General features: G+C 62.4%; 27 protein-coding genes. 26 read left to right on the top strand and 1 reads right to left on the bottom strand.

Annotated features, from left to right (window positions below; translation table 11 throughout):
• Positions 1 to 28: 28 nt before the first annotated feature.
• The 3 genes from gcvT to gcvPB are packed head-to-tail and all read left to right on the top strand — an operon-like array spanning position 29 to position 3,954.
• Complete coding sequence (gcvT, locus tag TC41_RS07875) at positions 29 to 1,132, top strand: glycine cleavage system aminomethyltransferase GcvT (protein ID WP_041695197.1); 1,104 nt, start codon at positions 29 to 31, stop codon at positions 1,130 to 1,132.
• Positions 1,133 to 1,138: 6 nt separating this feature from the next.
• Positions 1,139 to 2,494, top strand: coding sequence for an aminomethyl-transferring glycine dehydrogenase subunit GcvPA (gcvPA, locus tag TC41_RS07870; protein WP_014464491.1), 1,356 nt, complete (start codon positions 1,139 to 1,141; stop codon positions 2,492 to 2,494).
• On the top strand, positions 2,491 to 3,954 hold the full coding sequence (gene gcvPB / locus TC41_RS07865) for an aminomethyl-transferring glycine dehydrogenase subunit GcvPB (RefSeq protein ID WP_014464490.1): 1,464 nt from the start codon (positions 2,491 to 2,493) through the stop codon (positions 3,952 to 3,954). The genes gcvPA and gcvPB overlap by 4 nt, the downstream gene beginning before the upstream one ends.
• Here gcvPB and TC41_RS07860 read toward each other — a convergent pair.
• Positions 3,939 to 4,517, bottom strand: coding sequence for a histidine phosphatase family protein (locus TC41_RS07860; RefSeq protein ID WP_014464489.1), 579 nt, complete (start codon positions 4,515 to 4,517; stop codon positions 3,939 to 3,941). The two genes, gcvPB and TC41_RS07860, sit on opposite strands and share 16 nt — an antisense overlap.
• Positions 4,518 to 4,618: 101 nt before the next feature.
• Here TC41_RS07860 and aroQ point away from each other — a divergent pair, with 101 nt between their 5' ends.
• The 23 genes from aroQ (at position 4,619) to TC41_RS07750 (ending at position 20,338) form a co-directional block, all read left to right on the top strand.
• Positions 4,619 to 5,059 (top strand): type II 3-dehydroquinate dehydratase, encoded by a 441-nt coding sequence (aroQ, locus tag TC41_RS07855; protein WP_041695196.1) that lies wholly within the window; start codon positions 4,619 to 4,621, stop codon positions 5,057 to 5,059.
• Between the two features lie 26 nt (positions 5,060 to 5,085).
• A complete protein-coding gene (gene efp, locus TC41_RS07850; protein ID WP_012811098.1) occupies positions 5,086 to 5,643 on the top strand; it encodes an elongation factor P in 558 nt (185 codons plus the stop codon).
• A gap of 287 nt (positions 5,644 to 5,930) precedes the next feature.
• Positions 5,931 to 6,935: a stage III sporulation protein AA gene (gene spoIIIAA / locus TC41_RS07845; RefSeq protein WP_041695195.1), complete on the top strand. Its 1,005-nt coding sequence runs from the start codon at positions 5,931 to 5,933 to the stop codon at positions 6,933 to 6,935.
• Complete coding sequence (locus tag TC41_RS07840; RefSeq protein ID WP_014464486.1) at positions 6,932 to 7,444, top strand: stage III sporulation protein AB; 513 nt, start codon at positions 6,932 to 6,934, stop codon at positions 7,442 to 7,444. The genes spoIIIAA and TC41_RS07840 overlap by 4 nt, the downstream gene beginning before the upstream one ends.
• Positions 7,445 to 7,484: 40 nt before the next feature.
• Positions 7,485 to 7,688, top strand: a complete 204-nt coding sequence (spoIIIAC, locus tag TC41_RS07835; protein WP_012811095.1) for a stage III sporulation protein AC — start codon at positions 7,485 to 7,487, stop codon at positions 7,686 to 7,688.
• The gene (gene spoIIIAD / locus TC41_RS07830) at positions 7,689 to 8,084 is read left to right on the top strand and encodes a stage III sporulation protein AD (RefSeq protein WP_014464485.1); all 396 of its coding nucleotides are present in this window, start codon (positions 7,689 to 7,691) and stop codon (positions 8,082 to 8,084) included. It begins immediately after the preceding gene.
• A gap of 13 nt (positions 8,085 to 8,097) precedes the next feature.
• Positions 8,098 to 9,321, top strand: a complete 1,224-nt coding sequence (gene spoIIIAE, locus TC41_RS07825; RefSeq protein WP_014464484.1) for a stage III sporulation protein AE — start codon at positions 8,098 to 8,100, stop codon at positions 9,319 to 9,321.
• Positions 9,318 to 9,854: a stage III sporulation protein AF gene (locus tag TC41_RS07820; protein ID WP_014464483.1), complete on the top strand. Its 537-nt coding sequence runs from the start codon at positions 9,318 to 9,320 to the stop codon at positions 9,852 to 9,854. Before spoIIIAE ends, TC41_RS07820 begins: the two co-directional genes overlap by 4 nt.
• Positions 9,851 to 10,315 (top strand): hypothetical protein, encoded by a 465-nt coding sequence (locus TC41_RS07815; protein ID WP_014464482.1) that lies wholly within the window; start codon positions 9,851 to 9,853, stop codon positions 10,313 to 10,315. The genes TC41_RS07820 and TC41_RS07815 overlap by 4 nt, the downstream gene beginning before the upstream one ends.
• Positions 10,316 to 10,339: 24 nt before the next feature.
• Complete coding sequence (locus tag TC41_RS07810; RefSeq protein ID WP_041695194.1) at positions 10,340 to 10,900, top strand: SpoIIIAH-like family protein; 561 nt, start codon at positions 10,340 to 10,342, stop codon at positions 10,898 to 10,900.
• A gap of 234 nt (positions 10,901 to 11,134) precedes the next feature.
• Positions 11,135 to 11,599, top strand: coding sequence for an acetyl-CoA carboxylase biotin carboxyl carrier protein (gene accB / locus TC41_RS07805; RefSeq protein WP_081462256.1), 465 nt, complete (start codon positions 11,135 to 11,137; stop codon positions 11,597 to 11,599).
• 44 nt (positions 11,600 to 11,643) lie between these two features.
• The gene (accC, locus tag TC41_RS07800) at positions 11,644 to 12,990 is read left to right on the top strand and encodes an acetyl-CoA carboxylase biotin carboxylase subunit (RefSeq protein ID WP_014464479.1); all 1,347 of its coding nucleotides are present in this window, start codon (positions 11,644 to 11,646) and stop codon (positions 12,988 to 12,990) included.
• A gap of 68 nt (positions 12,991 to 13,058) precedes the next feature.
• Positions 13,059 to 13,307 carry an Asp23/Gls24 family envelope stress response protein gene (locus TC41_RS16810; protein WP_237699856.1) on the top strand — a complete coding sequence of 83 codons (249 nt, stop codon included), beginning with the start codon at positions 13,059 to 13,061 and terminating at the stop codon, positions 13,305 to 13,307.
• Entirely contained in the window at positions 13,223 to 13,504 is a 282-nt protein-coding gene (locus TC41_RS16805; RefSeq protein WP_237699855.1) for an Asp23/Gls24 family envelope stress response protein, read from the top strand. The genes TC41_RS16810 and TC41_RS16805 overlap by 85 nt, the downstream gene beginning before the upstream one ends.
• Positions 13,501 to 14,055, top strand: a complete 555-nt coding sequence (amaP, locus tag TC41_RS07790; RefSeq protein ID WP_014464476.1) for an alkaline shock response membrane anchor protein AmaP — start codon at positions 13,501 to 13,503, stop codon at positions 14,053 to 14,055. Before TC41_RS16805 ends, amaP begins: the two co-directional genes overlap by 4 nt.
• On the top strand, positions 14,052 to 14,273 hold the full coding sequence (locus tag TC41_RS17050; RefSeq protein WP_014464475.1) for a DUF2273 domain-containing protein: 222 nt from the start codon (positions 14,052 to 14,054) through the stop codon (positions 14,271 to 14,273). The genes amaP and TC41_RS17050 overlap by 4 nt, the downstream gene beginning before the upstream one ends.
• Positions 14,274 to 14,288: 15 nt before the next feature.
• Positions 14,289 to 14,789, top strand: coding sequence for a transcription antitermination factor NusB (gene nusB / locus TC41_RS07780; protein ID WP_041695193.1), 501 nt, complete (start codon positions 14,289 to 14,291; stop codon positions 14,787 to 14,789).
• Positions 14,779 to 15,768, top strand: coding sequence for a Kae1-like domain-containing protein (locus TC41_RS07775; protein WP_041695192.1), 990 nt, complete (start codon positions 14,779 to 14,781; stop codon positions 15,766 to 15,768). The genes nusB and TC41_RS07775 overlap by 11 nt, the downstream gene beginning before the upstream one ends.
• A 120-nt stretch (positions 15,769 to 15,888) precedes the next feature.
• On the top strand, positions 15,889 to 16,902 hold the full coding sequence (locus tag TC41_RS07770) for an NAD(P)/FAD-dependent oxidoreductase (RefSeq protein ID WP_041695191.1): 1,014 nt from the start codon (positions 15,889 to 15,891) through the stop codon (positions 16,900 to 16,902).
• A gap of 79 nt (positions 16,903 to 16,981) precedes the next feature.
• Positions 16,982 to 17,836, top strand: a complete 855-nt coding sequence (locus tag TC41_RS07765) for a bifunctional 5,10-methylenetetrahydrofolate dehydrogenase/5,10-methenyltetrahydrofolate cyclohydrolase (RefSeq protein ID WP_014464471.1) — start codon at positions 16,982 to 16,984, stop codon at positions 17,834 to 17,836.
• Complete coding sequence (xseA, locus tag TC41_RS07760) at positions 17,833 to 19,242, top strand: exodeoxyribonuclease VII large subunit (protein WP_014464470.1); 1,410 nt, start codon at positions 17,833 to 17,835, stop codon at positions 19,240 to 19,242. The genes TC41_RS07765 and xseA overlap by 4 nt, the downstream gene beginning before the upstream one ends.
• A complete protein-coding gene (gene xseB / locus TC41_RS07755; protein ID WP_014464469.1) occupies positions 19,193 to 19,432 on the top strand; it encodes an exodeoxyribonuclease VII small subunit in 240 nt (79 codons plus the stop codon). Before xseA ends, xseB begins: the two co-directional genes overlap by 50 nt.
• 21 nt (positions 19,433 to 19,453) lie before the next feature.
• Entirely contained in the window at positions 19,454 to 20,338 is an 885-nt protein-coding gene (locus TC41_RS07750; protein ID WP_014464468.1) for a polyprenyl synthetase family protein, read from the top strand.
• Positions 20,339 to 20,376 lie beyond the last annotated feature (38 nt).

The following is a 20,376-nucleotide window of genomic DNA, read 5'->3' as shown; positions in this document are numbered from 1 at the left end:
ATTCTTGCGCCCAAGGACGGTGGCGATATTGGAAAAGCGAACGCCGCTTTATGATCTCCACCTGCGCTTCGGGGCTCGCATGGTGGAGTTTCACGGGTGGGAGATGCCTGTGCAATACACAAGCATCCGGGACGAGCACCGCGCGGTTCGCATGGACGTCGGCATGTTTGACGTGTCCCACATGGGCGAAATCGAGGTGTCTGGGTCCGATAGTTTTTTATTCTTACAGCACCTTCTGACGAATGATCTAGCTCGACTGCGGCCGGGTCGGGCGCTGTACACGCTCATGACCGACCAACGCGGCGGTACCCTCGATGATCTGTTGGTGTATCGCCTTGACGATAACCGCTTCTGGCTCGTCGTGAATGCCGCCAATCGGGACACGGATGTAGCGTGGATCAGGAGCCACGTCGACGGGGCCGACGTGACGGTGACGGATCGGTCGGATGAGGTGGCGCTTCTTGCCGTTCAGGGACCGCATGCAGCGAGTCGCCTCGAATCGTTGGGGCTCTCGGTCGGTTCTTTGCGTCCCTTTTCGTTTACGAGCGCTCGTTTTCAAGAAGGAGAGATCATGGTCTCACGCACAGGTTATACGGGCGAAGATGGCTTTGAGTTGTATACCGATGGTGAGACGGCTCGCAAGTTGTTTGAGGCGCTTTACTCGCTGGGCGTCACACCATGTGGTCTCGGAGCGCGTGACACCCTTCGACTGGAAGCGTGTCTGCCGCTGTATGGCCAGGAGCTTCGGCGGGACGTCACGCCTCTTGAAGCTTCGCTTGCGCCGTTTGTCAAATTCGACAAGGGCGACTTCATCGGCCGCGAAGCGCTCCTGTCGCAGGCGGAAGCGGGGCCGAGACGGCGGCTCGTGGGGGTGGAGATGGCGGATCGCGCCATTCCTCGCACAGGTTATGCGGTATTCCGAGGGGAGCAGAGGGTTGGCGAGATTACATCCGGGACGTTGTCGCCCACGCTCGAACGCCCCATCGGGCTCGCGCTGGTGAACGCGTCCGCTGCGGTCGTCGGCGAGACGCTCGAGGTCGAGATCCGTGGAAAAAGGCATGTTGCGCGCGTGGTGCCGACTCCGTTTTATCGGCGCCCGAAGGTGAGCTCGTCATCCGCCAAGGAGGAGTGATCATCGTTGTCGCGTTTCGGTTATCTCCCGCACACGGACGAGGACCGAGAGGAGATGTTGCGGACGCTCGGCATTGAGCGCGTCGAGGAGTTGTTCAGTGACATCCCGCCTTCCATTCGGCTGACCTCCGCGCTCGACCTGCCCAGGCCCATGCCCGAACTTGAACTCGGTAAGCACATGGAGCGGCTTGCGGCGCAAAATCGGCACCTGGGCCAACTCGTGTCTTTCCTCGGGGCAGGTGCCTACGAGCACTACCAACCGAGCGTTGTGGATGCCATCATCTCCAGATCCGAATTCTACACGTCCTACACGCCGTACCAACCTGAGATGAGTCAGGGCTTGCTCCAGACCATCTTCGAATACCAGACGATGATCGCGGAACTGACGGGAACGGACGTCGCCAATGCGAGCATGTACGACGGCGTGACTGCCCTCGCCGAGGCGGCACTCGTCGCGTGTCAGCACACCCGGCGGGAAAGGGTCGTGGTGTCCGCGACGCTACATCCTGAAGCTCGCAGGGTGCTTCAGACCTATGCCAACGGCCAGACCATCCGGCTTCAAGAGGTTCCGCACCGCGACGGCCGCATGGACATGGAGTCGCTCGAGGCGTCGGTTGACGGGGAGACAGCGTGTGTCTGCGTGCAGTATCCGAACTTTTTCGGCGCCATCGAGGATCTGCGCGCGATTGCCGAGATCGCACACGCCCGGGGAGCGCTCCTCGTGGTACAGACGTACCCCATTGCGCTCGGACTCCTCGAGGCGCCCGGCGCGATGGGGGCGGATATTGTCGTCGCGGAGGGTCAGCCGCTTGGCATCAGTCTGTCCTACGGAGGACCGTATCTCGGCGTGATGGCCGTCCAGGAGTTCCTCATGCGAAGGATACCGGGGCGCCTGGTTGGCGAGACGACCGATGCCGAGGGGCGGCGCGGATTTGTACTCACGCTCCAGGCGCGTGAGCAGCACATTCGCCGGGAAAAGGCAACCTCAAACATCTGCACAAACCAGTCCCTCTGCGCCATCGCGGCCACGGTCTTCCTGGCCTACATGGGGAAGGAAGGACTGCAGGAACTCGCTCGCCAGAATTACCACAAGGCGCACTATTTCCGCGCCCGGTTGCTCGAGGTCCCCGGGGTGGAGCCGCTGTTTGACGCGCCCTTCTTCAACGAGTTTGCGATTCGCGTATCTCGTCCCGTCTCCGAGGTGCAGCGCGCGATGCTCGATCGCGGCTATCTGTTCGGCTATGACCTCGCGAGGGACGATGGTTCGCTCGAAGGAGGCGTGTTGATCGCGGTCACCGAAGTGCGAACCCGCGAAGACATGGACGGGGCTGTCGCCGCCATCAAGGAGGTGCTCGCGCAATGACGATTCAGCGGGAAGGCCTCGAGCCGCTGATCTTTGAGCTAAGCCGCCCGGGGAGACGAGCATTTGAGCTGCCGGAACTCGACGTGCCAGAGGCAGATTTGGCTGAGATTGAGCCGTATAGGCGCCGGGAGCCGGCCCGCTTGCCCGAGGTGAGCGAGGTCGATGTGGTGCGGCACTACACGGCGCTGTCTCAGAAGAATCACGGTGTGGATAGCGGCTTCTATCCGCTCGGGTCGTGCACCATGAAATACAATCCAAAGCGGAACGAGCGTTGGAGCCGGCTGGAGGGCTTTGCCCGGCTTCATCCGCTCATGCCGGAGGAGCTCGTGCAAGGTGCGCTCGCCCTGCTATACGAATTGAGCGAACACCTCGCGGTGATCACGGGCATGGATGCGGTCAGCCTGCAACCGGCTGCCGGGGCGCAAGGCGAGTGGACGGGACTCATGATGATCCGCAAGTACCACGTCGATCGCGGCGAGACCTCTCGCGATCAGGTGATTGTTCCGGACTCCGCGCATGGCACGAATCCAGCCAGCGTGAGCATGGCGGGGCTGCGCGCCGTCACCATTCCGTCTCGGCCCGACGGCCGTGTGGATCTGGAGGCGCTGCGCCAGGCGGTCAGTGAGCGTACGGCCGCGCTCATGTTGACCAATCCGAATACGCTTGGGCTTTTCGAACGCGATATCGTCGAGATCGCGCGCATCGTGCACGATGCGGGGGGGCTCCTGTATTACGACGGCGCCAACATGAACGCCATCTTGGGCTATGCGCGGCCCGGAGACATGGGCTTTGACGTGGTTCATCTCAATCTTCACAAGACCTTCTCCACGCCGCACGGAGGCGGAGGGCCCGGAGCCGGGCCGGTGGGCGTGAAGGCGTTTCTGGAGCCCTACCTTCCGGCGCCTGTCCTGGAGAAGCGAGGCCATCAGTACGCGTGGAACTGGGACCGGCCGAAGTCCATCGGCAAGGTGAAGGGATTCTTCGGCAATTTCGGCGTGCTGGTGCGCGCTTACGCCTACATTCGCACACTCGGCGCCGAAGGGTTGAAGCAGGTGTCGGAGGCGGCCGTGCTGAACGCCAACTATTTGTTACAGCAGTTGAAACCGCATTTCGAGGCGCCTTATGAAGGGCCGTGTAAGCACGAGTTTGTCATTTCAGGCAAGAGGCAAAAGGCCCTCGGCGTCCGCACGCTCGACATGGCGAAGCGCCTCATCGACTTCGGCGTGCATCCGCCGACCATCTACTTCCCGCTCATCGTCGAGGAGGGCATGATGATCGAGCCGACGGAGTCGGAGAGCAAGGAGACCCTGGATCGCTTTGTCGAGATCATGCGCGAAATCGCTCGCGAAGCCGAGCATGAACCAGAGGTGGTGCGCACGGCTCCGCATCGAACGATTGTGGGAAGGCTGGACGAGGTCAAGGCGGCGCGGCAGCCGCGGCTGCGTCATCCATTGGACTGACGCAGTGCGGAGAGGTCGGCCAGATGAGGGGTCTCATTGACGCCGAGCGCATGGAACGCATCGCCAATGACGGAGATCCGCGTGATGCTCGTGTTATCGATGGTACGAAAGTCGATGCCCATCCACCGAAGGATGGAGCGCACGACGCCCCCGTGGGTGGCCACGAGCACGCGCCCGTGCGGATGCGCGCGCGCAATGTCCTTGAGGCATTGCACCACACGTTCGGTGGCGTGATCGGGCGGCTCTCGATCCGGCGCCCCGTTCGGGAAACGCCGCAAACTCTCGCTGCGGAGCAAGCCCTCGGCTTGGCCGAAATAATGCTCGCGCAGGCACGGCCGCACCGTGATGGGCGCGCCGGTGGTGCGGCTCACGCGCCGCGCGGTGTCGAGCGCCCGCTCGAGATCGCTTGAATAGATGTGGTCGATGTGGACGTTCCGGAGCCAGGCGGCCAACCGGTCGGCCTGTCGCTTGCCGACCTCGTTGAGCGGCACGTCGGTCCATCCCTGAACCCGCCCTTCGACGTTCCAGTCCGTCTCTCCGTGGCGAACGAGCCAGATTTCCATCCTGCGGCCTCCTTCACGACCAGTATAGCAAGGCTTTGCGTGGCTGTGTTACAATGGGAGCGGTTTTCTGGCTGGAACGGTTGGGACAAGGGGGGCGCGCTGTGGCGGATCGCTATATTCTGCTCGTTCACGGGCCGAACCTCAATCGCTTGGGCGTGCGAAAACCGGAGGTGTACGGCCAGCGCACGCTGGCGGACGTGGTGGAGCTGGTCCGAAGCACGGCCCTCCCGTTCGGCTTTGACGTGATCGACCGACAGTCGAACCACGAAGGCGATCTCATCGACTTCTTGCAGCAGTACGGGCCTGGAGCGCACGGCATCATCATCAATCCAGGGGCGTTCGGGCACTACAGTTACGCGCTGCGCGATTGTCTGGAAGATATCGATCGGCCTACGGTTGAGGTACACATTTCCAATGTGCACCGCCGCGAGCCGTTTCGGCACCAACTGGTCCTGAGTGACGTCGTCACGGGCCAGATTGTGGGGCTTGGCCTCGAGGGCTATCGGTTGGCGACGCTCGCTCTCTGCCAGCCGAAGCCGTGAGATGACAAAGTTGGAGGGCTCGACGCATGATTTCAAGCAACGACTTTCGCAACGGGACGACCATTGAGTACGATGGATCGGTCTGGCGCGTGATCGAGTTCATGCACGTGAAACCGGGCAAGGGCTCGGCATTCGTGCGGACGAAGTTGAAGAACGTGAAGACCGGCGCCATTCGAGAGACGACGTTCCGCGCGGGGGAGAAGGTGCCGCGGGCGCGGATTGAGACGCGCGAGATGCAGTACTTGTACAACGACGGCGAGAATTACACGTTCATGGACACGGAAACGTACGAGCAGATCAACATTCCGCGCGCTCAGCTGGAGTACGAACTGAACTTCCTGAAGGAGAACATGAACTGCTTCATCGTTCAGTACCAGGGCGAGATCATCGGCATTGATCTGCCCAATACCGTGGAGCTCGAGGTCATCGATACCGAGCCGGGCATCCGCGGTGACACGGCGACGGGCGGCAGCAAGTCCGCGACCGTGGAGACCGGGTACACGCTGCAGGTGCCGTTCTTTATCAACGTGGGCGACAAAGTCGTGATCGACACGCGTTCCGGCGAATACGTGTCGCGCGCGTGAGTCAAAGGGCGCGGTGAAAAAGCCCGTGCGGCAGGTGGGATTCGCCTCCCGCACGGGCCTTTTCATGCCTTCTTTCGCATGAGGCTGAATACGAGCACCATCAAAAGTAGAAAGATCACCAGGAAGACGACGATCCATCGGACGATTAGAGACAGATCCACCATCGACCCTCCTCGCTCTTCTCCTCATTCAATGCAATCCCTTCACGCGGGGTTCCGACGAACCGGCCATTCGCATACAGGCGCACGCCCGTCCATATACATGGACTAGGGCAGGGGGTGGCCGGTGTGTCGGCGGCGCATTCGAATCCGAGATCGGTCCTGGAGCAAGTGCTCGCCGTGTTGCCCGGCGAGTCGGCGCGGTCGCTCCAAAGCTTGAGGGACGACTTGCTCGATGAACTTGAGGAGATTCGTCTGCGCGCCGGGCAGCCGCTCGAACTGTGCCTGCGTCAGCGCCCCGCCTTTTTGGCGGAAGATGGCGAACTCACGCAGTCACCGCATCGCGGTGTGCGCGTTTCCGCCGACGAATTGGCGCAGGTTGTGCAGCGCCTGACGCAGTTTTCTCGTTACGCCGTGGAGGAAGACATGCGGCACGGATACGTCACCTTGCCGGGCGGACACCGGGTGGGCATTGCGGGCCGCGCCGTGGTGGAAGCGGGGCATGTGCGCGCCTTTCGCCACGTCACCTCGCTCAACGTTCGCATTTCGCGCGATCACCCGGGCGCGGCGGCGTCCGTACTGCCTTTCTTGTACGATCGCGTCTCACGCCGTCCACTGTCGTCGCTCATCGTATCGCCGCCGCAGTGCGGCAAGACGACGCTCGTACGCGATGTGGCGCGCCGGCTCAGCTACGGCGACTTCGCGCCTGACAATCCCGGCTTGAAGGTCGCCGTCATCGACGAGCGCTCGGAGATTGCGGGCAGCGTTGACGGCATCCCGCAATTCGATCTCGGCCCCCGCGCGGACGTCCTCGACGGGTGTCCGAAAGCGGAGGGCATGATGATGGCGATTCGGAGCCTGTCTCCGCACGTCGTGGTCACGGACGAAATCGGCCGAATGGAGGATGCGGAGGCGGTGATGGAGGCGTCGCTTGCAGGCGTCGCGGTGGTGGCGACCGCGCACGCCGCTTCGCTCGACGCGTGGCGCCGCAGGCCGTGGATGGAAAGATTGTTCTCCGCGCGCGCCTTCGATCGGTACATCGTGTTGAGCCGCCGTCATGGACCGGGCAGCGTCGAGGCGGTCCTGGATGCGGAGGGGCGACCGCTTCGCCGCGGGGGCGCCGCGGAAAGATGAAGCTGGTGGGCGCTTTGTTGGTGCTATTCGCCTCTACGCTCATCGGATTTCGCGTGGCTCAGGGCTACCGGGATCGGCCGAAGGCGCTCAGGCAGTTGCTCCAGGCGCTCATCGAGCTTCAGAGCGAAGTCGAATACCATGCGACGCCCATTCCCCAGGCGTTGCGCGCGGTCGGCACGCGGCTCGGAGGGTGGTGCGGAGCTTGGCTCGTGGACATGGCGAATGTACTCAGCCGTCCCGCCGACTCCCCCGACATCGCGCTCCAGAACGTCTCGCTTGCCTCGGCGACGAGCGGAACCCTGCGGGATGTGGACGCGGAGCCGTTCCTTCGCTTGTTGCGCTCCATCGCCGTAGCCGATCGCGATCACCTGCAACAGCCCTTTCTCGCGGCGCGCGCAGATCTGGAAGCAGCGATTCAGGCGGCGCAGGACGAAGCGAACCAGGGCGCGCGGCTGTGGACGTACCTGGGTATGTTGGCCGGGGTGTTCATCGTCCTACTGCTCCTGTGAGCGGGCACGAGGCAATGTGCGCGAAAAGAGGGGATGCGTGATGTCGCCCGAGATTCGGGATCTGTTTCGCATTTTCGCCGTAGGCTTTATCGCGGCTATCTTTCACACCGTATTGAAGCAGAGTGGCAAAGAGGATTTCGCGCACTGGGCCACCCTGGCAGGCTTGGTGGCCGTGTTCGTGATTGTGATTGGGTACGTCGATCACCTGTATCACGAAATCACCAGCGTCTTTCTGCTGCAGTAGGTGACGCCCGTGCACATGGTCCAAATCATCGGCATCGGCCTGACCGCCACGGTGCTCGCAGCGCTTCTGCGACCTCAAATGCCGTCCTTCGCGACGCTGGTGAGCTTGTTCGCGGGCGTCCTGATTCTCCTGTTGTTGGTGCGATCCATCTCGGGCGCGCTGGACACGTTTCAGCAATTGACGACGGCGGCGCACATGAACCACATGTTTCTCCAGACGCTCATCCGCATCCTCGGTATCGCGTACGTCGTGGAGTTCGCGGCGGACATCGCCCGCGACGCTGGCGAGTCTGCGCTCGGCGGGCGGATCGAGCTCGCCGGAAAAATCGGGATTGTGCTTTTGGCGTTGCCCATCTTCAAGGACGTGCTCGACGTGATCGTTCGGATGATTCCATGAAGGGGCGAGGCTTGTGAGGAACCGATGGCGCCTGATCATCGCGCTGTTCACGTCCTTAGTCAGCCTCGTCGCGCTCCCTATTTGCGCGCGGGGCGATTCGGCGAACGGATCGGTGACCCAGTTTTCCGAACAGTCCGCCGAACAAATCCTCCAAAACACGGCGCAGAGCGAGCTCGATCACGTCGACACGCACGCCATTGACGCCTATTGGCACCAACTCGAATCCCAATACGGGGGATTTCTTCCGAAGACCAAAGGTCCGTCACTCATCCAGTCAGTGCTTGAGCACGGCGGTCCGTCCTTTCATGGGATGGTGTCCGGCTTGATGCACTACTTTTTTCAGGAAGTCGTCGACGATCTCGGCCTCTTCGGAGGCATTCTCATTCTTTCTGTGGCCGCGGCACTGCTCCGAATGATGCAGGCGTCCTTTGCCGAAGAGTCCGTGGGCGAAGTGGCCCAAATGGTCGTGTCATTCGTGCTTGCGGCCCTCGTCACTCGGTCGCTCCTGGAAACGTTCGGATCGGCGCGACAGGCCATCGAGTCCATGAATCACTTTATGCTGGCCACCATGCCGGTGTCCATCGCGCTGCTTGCGGGGTCCGGATCGTTCGCGTCGGCGGCGTTTTTTCAGCCCATGCTCATCTTTTGTGTGCATTTCGTCTCGAATGTCGTGTTCCTCGTCGTCTTTCCACTGGTGTTTTTAGCGGCTGTTTTGGAGCTTGCGTCGTCGATGGCCCCACGGTATCCGCTGACACGGCTGGCATCCCTAGCGCGGACAGCTGGACTCGCCGTCTTGAGCTTTGCCCTCGTGGTGTTTGTGGGCGTGACCGCGGTGCAGGGGACAGGGCGTGGAATTGCGGATGGCCTGGCGCTTCGGACGATGAAGTTTGGCGTCGGGACGTTTGTGCCCGTGGTGGGCAAGGCCATCTCCGACGCCGCTGAAACCGTGCTTGGCGCCTCTCTTCTCGTCAAAAACGCGGTCGGGATCGCCGGTCTTATCGTGATCGCGCTCATCGCGGCGTTTCCGGCGCTGAAAATCCTCGCGGTCTCGGCGATGTATTCGGCGGGAGCGGCCGTGATGCAGCCGGTGGGCGAGACGCCCATCATCGCTTGCCTCGGGGCGCTTGGGAAGACCATGCTGCTCGTGTTTGCCTCGGTAGCCACGGTGGCGCTCATGTTCTTCTTCGCCATCTGCATCCTGCTTGCAGCGGCCAACCTGGCGGTGATCACAGCGTGAGCGGGTTGGGAGAATGGCTGAGGCAGGTGGTGGCGATTGCGTTCATGGGCGGGATCGCGGAGATGATGCTGCCGTCCGGTAGGCTTGTGCGCTATGTCCGGATGGTGGTGGGGGTGGCGCTCTTGGTGGCGTTGTTGAGCCCTATCCTGCCGGCGCTTCGAGGAGGATGGGCGGACAGTGCAGCCAACCGGGCCTCCGACATGCTGTTTGGAAACACCGCCACCACGGCCCCGGCACAGGCAGAAAGCCGGGCTGCCCAAGATTACGCGCAAGCTCTTCATCAGGCGGAGGATCAGGACGCCGCCACGTATCTCGCGGAATGGGCCGAGGCGTCTCTGCCAGAACCCGTCCGTTCGGAGGTGGTCAAGGTGACCGTCGAACACCCCACGAGCACCGATCAGATGGAAGTTACTGTGTGGATCCGGCCAACGGGCCTGGCGGATGCGACGGAGATCCGGCAGATCATCGCGTCCCAACTCGACATCGGGCTGAACCAGGTCGCGGTGGTGGACGAGGGAGACGCGCCACGATGAATTGGAACCTTCTCCTGAAGCAGCGCGCGCTTGTCGCCTTGGGAGCGCTCGGCGTGGTGTTGTTGGCGTTCAGTTGGTTATGGCCCGCGGCGCGATCGCAGCCCGTCAGTTCAGGGGCGCCGGCCAACACCAGCGTCATGGGCTCGACCTGGCCGTGGAACGCCACAGGCGGCGACGAGGGGCCGCAGGGGCTGGTGTCCGTCGCATCCTACTACGAAAACGAGTTGCAGTCGATGTTGGAAAAACTCCCGGGGGTGAACGCCGTGTCGGTGCTCGTGACCCTCGCGCAAAACGGACAACTGGCCAGCGGGGGCTCGAGCGGCGTCGGCGTCCTGGGCGTGTTGGTCACGGTGGATGCAGAAAACTTTGTCCAAGCGAAAACAGAAATCGTGGACGCGATTACGAATGTGTTGGACGTGCCCGCATATAAGATTACTGTCGAACCTCAAAAGGGTGACTAGACGGAGATTAGGAGGATGCATGCGATGGTGAAACGGCAGACGGTGTGGTTGTCCACGATGATGGTGCTGAGCCTCATGCTGATTGGCTACTACACGATGAACAATCAGACCAGCACCACATCCACGAACCCGTCGAACGCGACGACGCCCACGGTGACGACCAGTCCCACCAATGCGACGCAGGTCTCAAATCAAACGCAGACGACCACCGGGTCGAGCGTGTCCAGTGCGGACAATTGGTACAACGCGCTCCAGGCTTCCGTGAACAACGAGATCAGCCAGAGAATCTCGAACGACCAGGCAATCATTGCAAACAACAACGCCTCTCAGGCGCAGATCGCCGAGGCACAAAAGCAGCTGGGCGAGGAAGAAGCGCTGTACAACAGCTTGCAGCAAGCGACGCAGGCCGTGATCGCGGAGGGATACAAAAACGCTGTCATCGCGCCGGACAAGAACCAGACCACGTTCACGGTGTATGTCGAGACGAATCATCTCTCGAAGGCCGACGCCGTGAAGATCATGAACATCGTGAGTCAGCAGCTGGATACGTCGATCTTCAACATTTCCGTCAAACCGCACGCTTAAACCCAAGCGGTGGTGGGGGCTGCCCCAGGCGCGCAGACGCTGCAGGGGCTGCCCCAAAATTCTTTCCATTGCCACGCCACGAGGGGGCTGGCCCGGATGCCATCGGTATGCGATGGCGCGAGGGCAGCCTCTTCTACGTTCTTCCATTCCCTAGAACGGTAGGCGTCCCTGTGGTATACTCGTGAAGACCTTGTCAGATGGATTTGGAGATCCGGATCGGGGAGAGACGATGGGTTGCTGACGATGCAAGAAATTCGTGAGCTGATTCGCTTGCTGGACGACAGCACGCTGACCGAGTTGGAACTCGAGTTTGAGGACGGGAAGGTGAGATTGGCGAAGCGGGCCGAGATGGTCTCGTACACGGTGCCGCAGGTGACGATGCCTGCCGCTCAGGCCGCACCCGCGCCATCCGCTGCGCAGCCATCGGGGAGCGCGGCTCCCGCGGCGGAGGACCCGGCGCTGCACGTCATCACGTCGCCGATGGTGGGCACATTCTATCGGGCGCCGGCGCCGGATGCGCCTCCCTTCGTGGACGTCGGCTCGCAAGTCGGGCCGAAGACGGTCGTGTGCATCATTGAAGCGATGAAGCTGATGAACGAGATCGAGGCCGAGGTCTCGGGCGAGATCGTCGAGATCTTGGCGGAAAACGGACAGTTGGTGGAGTATGGTCAGCCTCTATTCAAGGTGCGCCGCACCTGACGGGGTGTCTGTTCGAAAACTGACTGGGTGAAGGAGAGCCGTGGATGTTTAAGCGCGTGTTGGTCGCGAATCGCGGCGAGATCGCGGTCCGCGTGATCCGCGCATGCCGCGAACTGGGGATCGAGACGGTGGCCATCTATTCGACGGCGGATCGGGATGCGCTGCATGTGCGAATGGCGGACGAGGCGTATTGCATTGGGCCAGCGCCCGCCAAGATGAGCTATCTCAACATCCCCAGCGTGATGTCGGTGGCGACGCTGTGTGGGGTCGACGCGGTGCATCCGGGATACGGATTCCTTTCCGAGAACAGCGACTTTGCGGAGGCGTGCGAGGCGTGCGGAATCACGTTCATCGGGCCGAGCCCGCGGGCCATTGAGCTCATGGGCGATAAGTCGACAGCGAAGATGACCATGCGCAGGGCCGGTGTGCCGACGGTTCCGGGGAGCGAAGGTCTCGTCGAGTCCTTGGACGAGGCCCTCGCCATCGCGAACGCCATCGGTTACCCCTTGATCATCAAGGCCACCGCGGGAGGCGGCGGCCGCGGTATTCGAGTGGTGCGGGACGAGCCGGAACTCCGGAAGGCGTACGACCAAGCCCGCAGGGAAGCCGAGGCGTCGTTCGGCAACCCGGGCATCTACATCGAAAAGTACATTGAGCGGATGCGCCACGTGGAGATTCAGATCCTCGCGGACCGACACGGCAATGTGATTCACCTAGGAGAACGCGACTGTTCTGTGCAGCGCCGCCTTCAGAAGCTTGTCGAAGAGTCGCCATGTCCCGTCATGACGGAAGAGAAGCGGCAGGAGATGGGGGAGCCCGCGGCGGTGCGGGCGGCTCAGGCGGTGGACTACGTGGGCGCGGGCACCGTGGAGTTNATCTACACGCCGGATGGCGATTTCTACTTCATGGAGATGAACACGCGCATTCAGGTCGAACACCCTGTGACCGAATGGGTGACCGGTGTCGATCTCGTCCGCGAGATGATCCTGGTGGCAGCAGGGGAACCTCTCTCGGTCAAGCAGGAGGACATCGTATTGCGAGGCCACGCCATCGAATGCCGCATCAATGCGGAGGACCCGTACCGCCAGTTCGCGCCTTCGCCGGGGACCATCCGCTCGTATTTGGCGCCGTCCGGCCCAGGTGTGCGCGTGGATTCCGCCTGCTATCCGGGCTACACCATCCCGCCGTACTACGACTCCATGGTGGCTAAGCTCATTGTGTGGGCGCCGACGCGCGATCAGGCCATCGCCCGGATGTTGTCTGCGCTCAGCGAGTATGAGATCGAGGGGATCCAGACGACCATTCCCTTTCATATGGCGCTCCTCCAGAACGAGCGTTTTCGAAAGGGTGACGTATCGACTCGATTTTTGGAGGAAAATCCAATACTCTAGACGAAGAACGTTAACATTCCGTTCCATTCTCACGCGGAGCCCGACAAGGGCTGGGGAGGAAGATGGAGATGGCCGACATGGAGTACGAGTTGACTGAGCGCGGTTCGGTGCACATTTCGGATGAAGTCGTGCAGATCATCGCAGGCGTGGCGACGAACGAGGTAGACGGCGTGATCGGCACCAGCGGCTCGCTGGCCGTAGGCATCACCGAGTCCATCACAGGAAGAAAAATATGGCGAGAGGCGTCAAGGTTCAGTATGACGAGGCGGCGCGCTCGTGCACCATCGACGTCTGGGTGCAACTCCGGTTCGGCGTGAGCATTCCGGAGGTCGGGTACCAGATCCAGGAGCACGTGAAATCGTCCGTCGAGTCGATGACGGGCCTGCGCGTCAACGCCGTGCATGTCCACGTGGTGGGCGTGGCCTTCCAGACGGAATTGGAGCGCGCACAAGATGCGGATCAGATTGGAGCGGCGCTCCCTAGGGAGGAGCGCTCGACAGGAGGGATTGGATGAATTTCGGCGATCGATTCCTCTTGTTCCTGTTGTCGCTCGTGGGGCTCGTGCTGGGCGTGCTTCTCGCGTTGCTCGGCGCGGGCGTCATCTCGGTCACGTGGGCTGCGAGTGAAGTCACGGTTCAGCCGTGGAACGTCGTGTGCCTCGTGGTGGGCGTGGTCGGCGCGCTGTTGTCCATCCGCTTCCTCTTCTACCGCTCCCGCCGCCGCGGCGCGGGCGGTCCTACCGAGTCCGTCCTGTTGGCGGGCGATCACGGCCAGATTCGCATCTCGTATGAGACCTTGCGCCAGCTGGCAAACCGCCGGGGTTCGCAGCTGAAAGGCGCCGAGTCGTTCGACTCCCGCGTGCGGCAGGGACACGAAGGCATTCTCATCGCCTGCCGGATGCAGGTGTTGCCCGACATCGACATTGCGGCGCTCAGCCGTGAAGCCCAAGCGGCGGTGAAGGAGTACGTCGAGCGGACGGCCGGCGTCAAAGTGGAACGCGTCATCGTCCACGTCACGGAAATTGCCCCGAACGGGCACGTCGGCAAGGCGTGGAGTGGCGCATGAACGGCCTCGAGAGAGCGTGGTTTTGGTTTCGGAGTCGTCCGCGAAGATATCATGGGGTTGCCGCCGGGATCTTGTTTTGGATCCTGTGGATGATCTTCGGGTTTTGGCGTGTCCTGCTCCTCTTTGTTCTCGCCGCGGTTGGATACGCCGGAGGGCGCGTCTGGGAGGAAAATCAATCCTGGCGCCGCATCCTGGAACGCCTGTTGACAGATCGATAGACGGAGTGAAGCCGATTGACCCGACATGAAGCAAGGGAGTGCGCGCTGCAGGCGCTGTGCGTGCTCGATGTCCAGGGCGATCTCGGCTCTGCGGAAGCAATAGCCTCCGTATTGGCCGAACGCGGCCTGGCTCCCGGGGAAGACGTCTCGTACATCGAGGAACTCGTCGATGGCACGCGTCGGCATCTGAACGAGATTGACGAGTTGCTCGCCCGGCACATGGAGCGCTGGTCGCCCGAGCGCCTCGGGCGCGTCGAGCGGAACGTTTTGCGCCTCGCCACGTACGAATTGCTGTTCGAGCCGGAACTGCCCATTGCCAGCGCCATCGATGAGGCCGTGGAGATTGCCAAAACGTTCGCGACGGAGCAATCCGGTCGGTTCGTGAACGGCGTGCTCGCCAAGCTTTTGCCCGCCGTGGCGGACCGGCGACGTGCGGATATGCGCGATGCGGGGCAGGAGAAGCGGACAGCAAGCGCGGCCGAAGCGGCGCGGGAGGGCGTCGAAGATGGCGCGTGAAACAGCTCTCGTGCTAGGCGTGGATACGAGCAACTATACGACTTCTGTGTGCGCAGTGGACGCCGTCCTTGGGCGGATGGTAGCCGAGGCTCGGAGACCGCTGCGCGTGCCGCCCGGAGAACGCGGCCTGCGCCAGAGCGAGGCCGCGTTTCAGCATGTGCAGAACTTCCCCACGGTGATGGCCGAGCTGTTGGACCAGCTGACGGCAGAGGGCATCCGGCCCGCGTGGCGCCGCGTCGCTGTCTCCGTGCGGCCAAGGCCGTGGGCGTCCTCGTACATGCCGGTGTTTCAAAGTGGGCTCGCGGTGGCCGCGTCGCTGGCCCAAAGCCTCGGCATTCCGCTCACGCGGACTTCGCATCAGGAAGGCCATCTCGCCGCCGCGGAGTACTTCGCGCCGATGCCTGGCGCCCCATTTGTCGCCGTCCACATGTCGGGCGGCACGTGTGACGTCGTCCTCGCGCGCCGCACACCGTCCGGGTACGCCATCACCCGCCTCGGAGAGGCGCTGGACCTACATCCCGGGCAGTTGGTCGATCGCGTCGGTGTCGCGCTGGGGCTCCCTTTTCCCGCCGGGCCACACCTCGAACAGCTCGCGCGGCGGTGCGGTACCTCCCCGGGTGAATTGGTGCTGAAATCGCCGGTTCGCGGAGCGAGTATGAGCTTTTCGGGGCCTCTGACGGCGGCGCTGCGCGCCGTGCAGGCTGGTGCTCCGGCCCAAGAGGTGGCGCGTGCCGTCGAGATGTGCATCGCGCGCTCGGTCGCGAAAGCTGTTGAATATGCCGTTCGACATACGGGAATCACCCGGCATGTCCTCATCGCGGGCGGCGTAGCGTCGAATCAGTTTATCCAGTCCGCCCTTCGTTCGCGCCTGGAGCGGCGCGTGCCCGGGATCCGCGTGGTCTTTGCTCCATCGGAGTTCGCGAGGGACAACGCGCTCGGCGTGGCGACTATCGGATACTGGCGCGAGCGCGCGCCCTAATTCCTTCTGCAAAAATCTCGAACAGAAAATTGTCGACAAAGCACATGGGCATTGATAGTCTTTTCGGACCTATCTTGCTATAATGGGGCCCGTAGTGTCGTGAACAAAGGAGGTTCTGCGTTGTCGGAGAACGTACAGGTTCAAGAGAATGTCACAGATATGTTGATCATCGGGGGTGGCCCGACCGGCCTTTTCGCGGCGTTTTACGCAGGATTGCGCAATTGTTCTTGTAAAATTATTGATAGTTTACCGCAATTGGGCGGACAACTTGCCATGCTGTACCCCGAAAAGTACATTTACGACGTCGCTGGATTTCCGAAAATTCGCGCGCGCGATCTCGTCGATCAGCTGATCGAGCAGGCGATGACGTTCAAGCCGGGCGTCCATTTGAACGAGTCCGTCGAGCGGCTCGTCAAGCGCGAAGATGGGCTGTTTGAACTGCATACCAATCAGTCGGTGCACGTGGGCAAGGCGGTGATCATCTGCGCGGGCATCGGCGCCTTCACGCCGAGGCCGCTTCCGGCGGAGTCCGCCAAGCACTTCGAAGGCCGTGGGGTGGCTTATTACATTGACAAGATCGACCACTATCGCGGCAAGCGGGTGCTCGTCATCGGCGGCGGTGACACAGCTGTGGACTATGCGCTGATGCTCGAGGAGGTCGCTGAGTCGGTCACGCTCATCCATCGCCGAGACGGCTTCAGAGCGCATGAGGACAGCGTCCGGAAACTGTTCGAGTCGCGCGTGCACGTGAAGACGTTCTATGAGTTGGTGGATGTGCAAGGGGGAAATTGGGTCGAAAAGGCCGTGATCGTCAACAACCAGACCAAGCAACAGGAAGAGCTCGAAGTCGATGCCATCGTGAGCGGGCTCGGGTTTCACGCTTCGCTTGGCCCCATCAAGGAGTGGGGACTTGAGATTGAGAAGAACGACATTGTCGTCAATTCCAAGATGGAAACCAACATTCCGGGCGTGTATGCGGCGGGAGATGTCGTCACCTATCCCGGCAAGCTGAAGCTTATCGCGACGGGCTTCGGCGAAGCGCCGACAGCGGTCAACAACGCTAAGACCTACATCGACCCGAAAGCGAAGCTGTTCCCGGGTCACAGCACGAGCATGACGAACCTGGGTCATTGAGGATGGCGGACAGGCTGTTCGGCTCCGCGGAGCGGACAGCCTGTCGCTTTCTGTCTTGTGGATGGAGGCATGGGGTAGGATGGCGCAGCGGTTGGACGGGAAACGAGCGGCTGAGCGAGTACAGGAAGAGCTCCGGCGGCGCGTTGAAGAGTTCGCGTCGCGCGGCGTCTTGCCGAAGCTCGTCATGTTGGTCTCCGAGGCGGACGAGGTATCGCTCGGGCACGTGCGGCGAAAGGCTCGCTTCGCACGTGGAGCGGGGCTTATCGCCGAAATCCGCACGTTCCAAACGGCCGAGGGACCCGAGGCCCTGCGTTCGGCGATTGAGCGCTTGAACGAGGACGACGAGGTGGACGCCATCTTGGTCCAACTTCCGCTTCCGGAAGGGTGGGACGAGAGGGAGATCCTGAGGCATGTACACCCAGAGAAGGATGTGGACGGGCTTCATCCCGAGAACCTGGGTCGGATGGCATATGGCCACCCTCGCGTTTGGCCTTGCACGGCGCGGGGCGTCGGGGAACTTCTGCTTCAGCACAAGATTGGCGTGCGCGGCAAGGTAGCGTGCGTGATTGGCCGCAGTCCGCTGGTGGGATGGCCCATTGCCCAGTGGTTCATGGCGCACGGCGCGACCGTGGTACAATGTCATCGACAGACGCGGTCCGTGGCGCTGTGGACGCGGCAGGCGGACATCGTCGTGAGCGCGGCGGGCGCACCGGGGCTCGTTCGGGCAGAGGAGGTCCAACCGGGCGCGGTCGTGATCGACGTGGGGCTCACGTACACCGCGGACGGCCTACGAGGGGATGTCGATCCCGGTGTTTGGGAGCGCGCCTCGTGGTTCACGCCGGTTCCGGGCGGCGTGGGTCCCATGACGGTTGCGATGGTGGCTCAGAACGCTGTCGATCTATGCGCCATGCGGCGAGGAGGAGAACGAGGATGAACGCGCTGACGCGACCGGCGGCCGAGGCGGAAGCGGTGGTCACCGTCACCGAACTCAATCGGCGCATCAAGGAGCGTTTGGAGTCGGATCCGAGACTCATCCAGTGTCGCGTGGTCGGGGAGATCTCGAATTTCAAACACCACCCAAGTGGCCACATGTATTTTACGCTTAAGGACGAGACGAGCCGGATCCGAGCGGTCATGTTCAGCAGCCGGAACCGCCGTCTCCAATTCCAGCCTGAAGATGGGATGCGGGTGATCGCATTCGGCTCCGTGGGCGTCTTCGAGCGGGATGGCCAGTATCAGCTCTATGTAGAGGATCTTGAGCCCGATGGATTGGGCGCCCTGTACGTCCGCTACGAACAGCTTCGACAGCGGCTCGCCCAAGAGGGGTTGTTTGCTCCGGAGCGGAAGCGGCCTCTCCCTCGGTTTCCACTGCGCGTGGGAGTTGTTACCAGTCCCACAGGCGCGGTGATTCGAGACATTTGCACGACCATCGAACGACGGTATCCGCTCGCTCGGGTCATCCTCGCGCCGGCGCAGGTGCAGGGCCCTGACGCGGCGCCCACGATTGTACGCGCGCTCGAGATTTTGTACGCCCTCGAGCCGAGGGTGGACGTGATCATCGTAGGGCGTGGCGGCGGCTCATTGGAGGAGCTTTGGCCGTTCAACGAGGAGATGGTGGTGCGGGCTGTGGCGCGATCGCCCGTGCCCGTGGTCTCAGCTGTCGGGCACGAGACCGACGTGACCCTGTGCGATTTCGCGGCGGACGTCCGAGCCGCGACTCCTACGGCGGCTGCAGAGCTCGTGTGTCCGCATCAAGCTGAGCTTCGGGCGTACTTGGAGCAGGCGTCGGCCAGGGCGCGGAAGGCGGCGTTGGTCAAGGTCAGTTGGGGGCGAGAGCGTCTGTTGGATCTGGCGGGGAGGCCCGCGCTTCGGGACCCGACGCGGATCATTGCGGTGAGACGCCAGCTCGTCGACTACATGGAAACGCGCGTGCGTGAGGCCCAGCGCCGACCCATTGGGTTGCGCCGTCGAGCGCTGGCCGATCTGGAGCGAAGGCTTCAGCGCGTGCCGCTGGGCGGGGCGATTCAGGGCCGCAGGCGAGACCTCATGCGCCTCGAGCACCAGGTGCGTTCGCTTACCGAACGCCAGTTGCTCGTGCAGAGCCGGAAACTCGAGGGCGTCATTGGCAAGCTCGAGGCACTGAATCCGTTGGCCGTGTTACGGCGCGGATACGGCGTGATTCTTGACGAGGATGGGCGATCTGTTCTCACCTCGGCCCAATCGCTCAGCCCAGGCAAGCGCATTGGAATTCGAATGCACGACGGCACCGTGGAAGCGGAGGTGAAGGGCCGTGGAGGAGGCGCGGGCGGCCGAGTGGAACAGCTCCGATTGGACCTTTGAACAAGCCATGCGGAGGCTGGAGGAAATCGTGCGCCAGCTCGAGGCGGGGGATCTGCCTCTCGACGCGTCGATCCGGGCGTACGAGGAGTCGATGCGGCTGGTGAAGTTTTGCCGGGAGCAGCTCGACAAGGCGGAATTTCAGCTCGAAAAGCTCGGTCAGGAACTGGCGGACGAATCGGCATCGCCGTGACCGGCGCTGGCGAATCCGGAGGTGAACGCGTTGCAGACGTACCTCGAGGCGTGCAAGGAAGCGGTCAACGCTTTTCTCGCGCCCCTGTTTCAACCGACGGGCCTTCACGCTCGTCTGAAGGAAGCGATGAACTACAGCCTGATGGCCGAAGGCAAGCGGCTGAGACCTGCGCTCGTCATGGCGACGGCCGAGACGTTTGGCGTGCCACGGGATCGGGTCCTCCCCGCGGCTGCCGCGGTTGAGCTCATTCACTGTTATTCCCTGATTCATGATGATCTTCCGTGTATGGACGACGACGATCTTCGGCGGGGGCAGCCGACGAATCACGTGGTGTTTGGCGAAGCCATGGCCCTTTTGGCTGGGGACGCGCTGTTGACCGAGGCGTTTCACTTGTTGGCCCGTCCCTTGGAGGGCGTTCCTGCCGAGCGACAGTTGGCGATGATCCGCACGCTGGCGTCGCGGGCTGGCGTCGACGGCATGGTCGGCGGACAGGCCGTCGACATTGAACGGACGGGTGGCCAAGGGACACTTCAGGATGTTGAATTCATTCATCTCCACAAGACGGCTCGACTGATTCAGGCGTGTGTCGAGATCGGCGGGTATTTCGTGGATCTCGACGAACAGGTGCGCCAGTCGCTTTCGTGTTACGGCGAGTGCCTTGGCCTAGCCTTCCAGATGATCGACGACGTGCTGGACGAGACGGCGTCGACTGCGCAACTCGGCAAAACGGCTGGAAAGGACGCCGAAGAGGGCAAGCTGACCTATCCGCGCTTCGTCGGCGTGGAGAAGACGCGCCAGATGGCGCGGGACGTCATTCGCCGCGGCGAGCAAGCGTTGGCGGAGGTCGGGGTGCGGTCGGAACCGCTACGAGCGCTTCAGGCGCTCATCGTCGAACGGGATCGCTGACGGCGGCTCGCATTGGGATGGACGGGGCACCAGCGTCT

The organism is Alicyclobacillus acidocaldarius subsp. acidocaldarius Tc-4-1 (assembly GCF_000219875.1).
In the GTDB taxonomy this organism is placed as follows: domain Bacteria; phylum Bacillota; class Bacilli; order Alicyclobacillales; family Alicyclobacillaceae; genus Alicyclobacillus; species Alicyclobacillus acidocaldarius_A.
Note: the sequence above shows the minus strand (reverse complement) of the source record. Positions and strands in the feature narration are given on the sequence as shown.

Excerpts from the sequence above, each read along its gene's own strand:
- gcvPB (WP_014464490.1), top strand. The coding sequence starts at position 2,491 with ATGACGATTCAGCGGGAAGGCCTCGAGCCGCTGATCTTTGAGCTAAGC.
- TC41_RS07860 (WP_014464489.1), bottom strand. The coding sequence starts at position 4,517 with ATGGAAATCTGGCTCGTTCGCCACGGAGAGACGGACTGGAACGTCGAA.
- efp (WP_012811098.1), top strand. The coding sequence starts at position 5,086 with ATGATTTCAAGCAACGACTTTCGCAACGGGACGACCATTGAGTACGAT.
- TC41_RS07840 (WP_014464486.1), top strand. The coding sequence starts at position 6,932 with ATGAAGCTGGTGGGCGCTTTGTTGGTGCTATTCGCCTCTACGCTCATC.
- spoIIIAC (WP_012811095.1), top strand. The coding sequence starts at position 7,485 with ATGTCGCCCGAGATTCGGGATCTGTTTCGCATTTTCGCCGTAGGCTTT.
- TC41_RS07815 (WP_014464482.1), top strand. The coding sequence starts at position 9,851 with ATGAATTGGAACCTTCTCCTGAAGCAGCGCGCGCTTGTCGCCTTGGGA.
- TC41_RS07810 (WP_041695194.1), top strand. The coding sequence starts at position 10,340 with ATGGTGAAACGGCAGACGGTGTGGTTGTCCACGATGATGGTGCTGAGC.
- TC41_RS16810 (WP_237699856.1), top strand. The coding sequence starts at position 13,059 with ATGGCCGACATGGAGTACGAGTTGACTGAGCGCGGTTCGGTGCACATT.
- TC41_RS16805 (WP_237699855.1), top strand. The coding sequence starts at position 13,223 with ATGGCGAGAGGCGTCAAGGTTCAGTATGACGAGGCGGCGCGCTCGTGC.
- amaP (WP_014464476.1), top strand. The coding sequence starts at position 13,501 with ATGAATTTCGGCGATCGATTCCTCTTGTTCCTGTTGTCGCTCGTGGGG.
- TC41_RS17050 (WP_014464475.1), top strand. The coding sequence starts at position 14,052 with ATGAACGGCCTCGAGAGAGCGTGGTTTTGGTTTCGGAGTCGTCCGCGA.
- TC41_RS07775 (WP_041695192.1), top strand. The coding sequence starts at position 14,779 with ATGGCGCGTGAAACAGCTCTCGTGCTAGGCGTGGATACGAGCAACTAT.
- TC41_RS07765 (WP_014464471.1), top strand. The coding sequence starts at position 16,982 with ATGGCGCAGCGGTTGGACGGGAAACGAGCGGCTGAGCGAGTACAGGAA.
- xseA (WP_014464470.1), top strand. The coding sequence starts at position 17,833 with ATGAACGCGCTGACGCGACCGGCGGCCGAGGCGGAAGCGGTGGTCACC.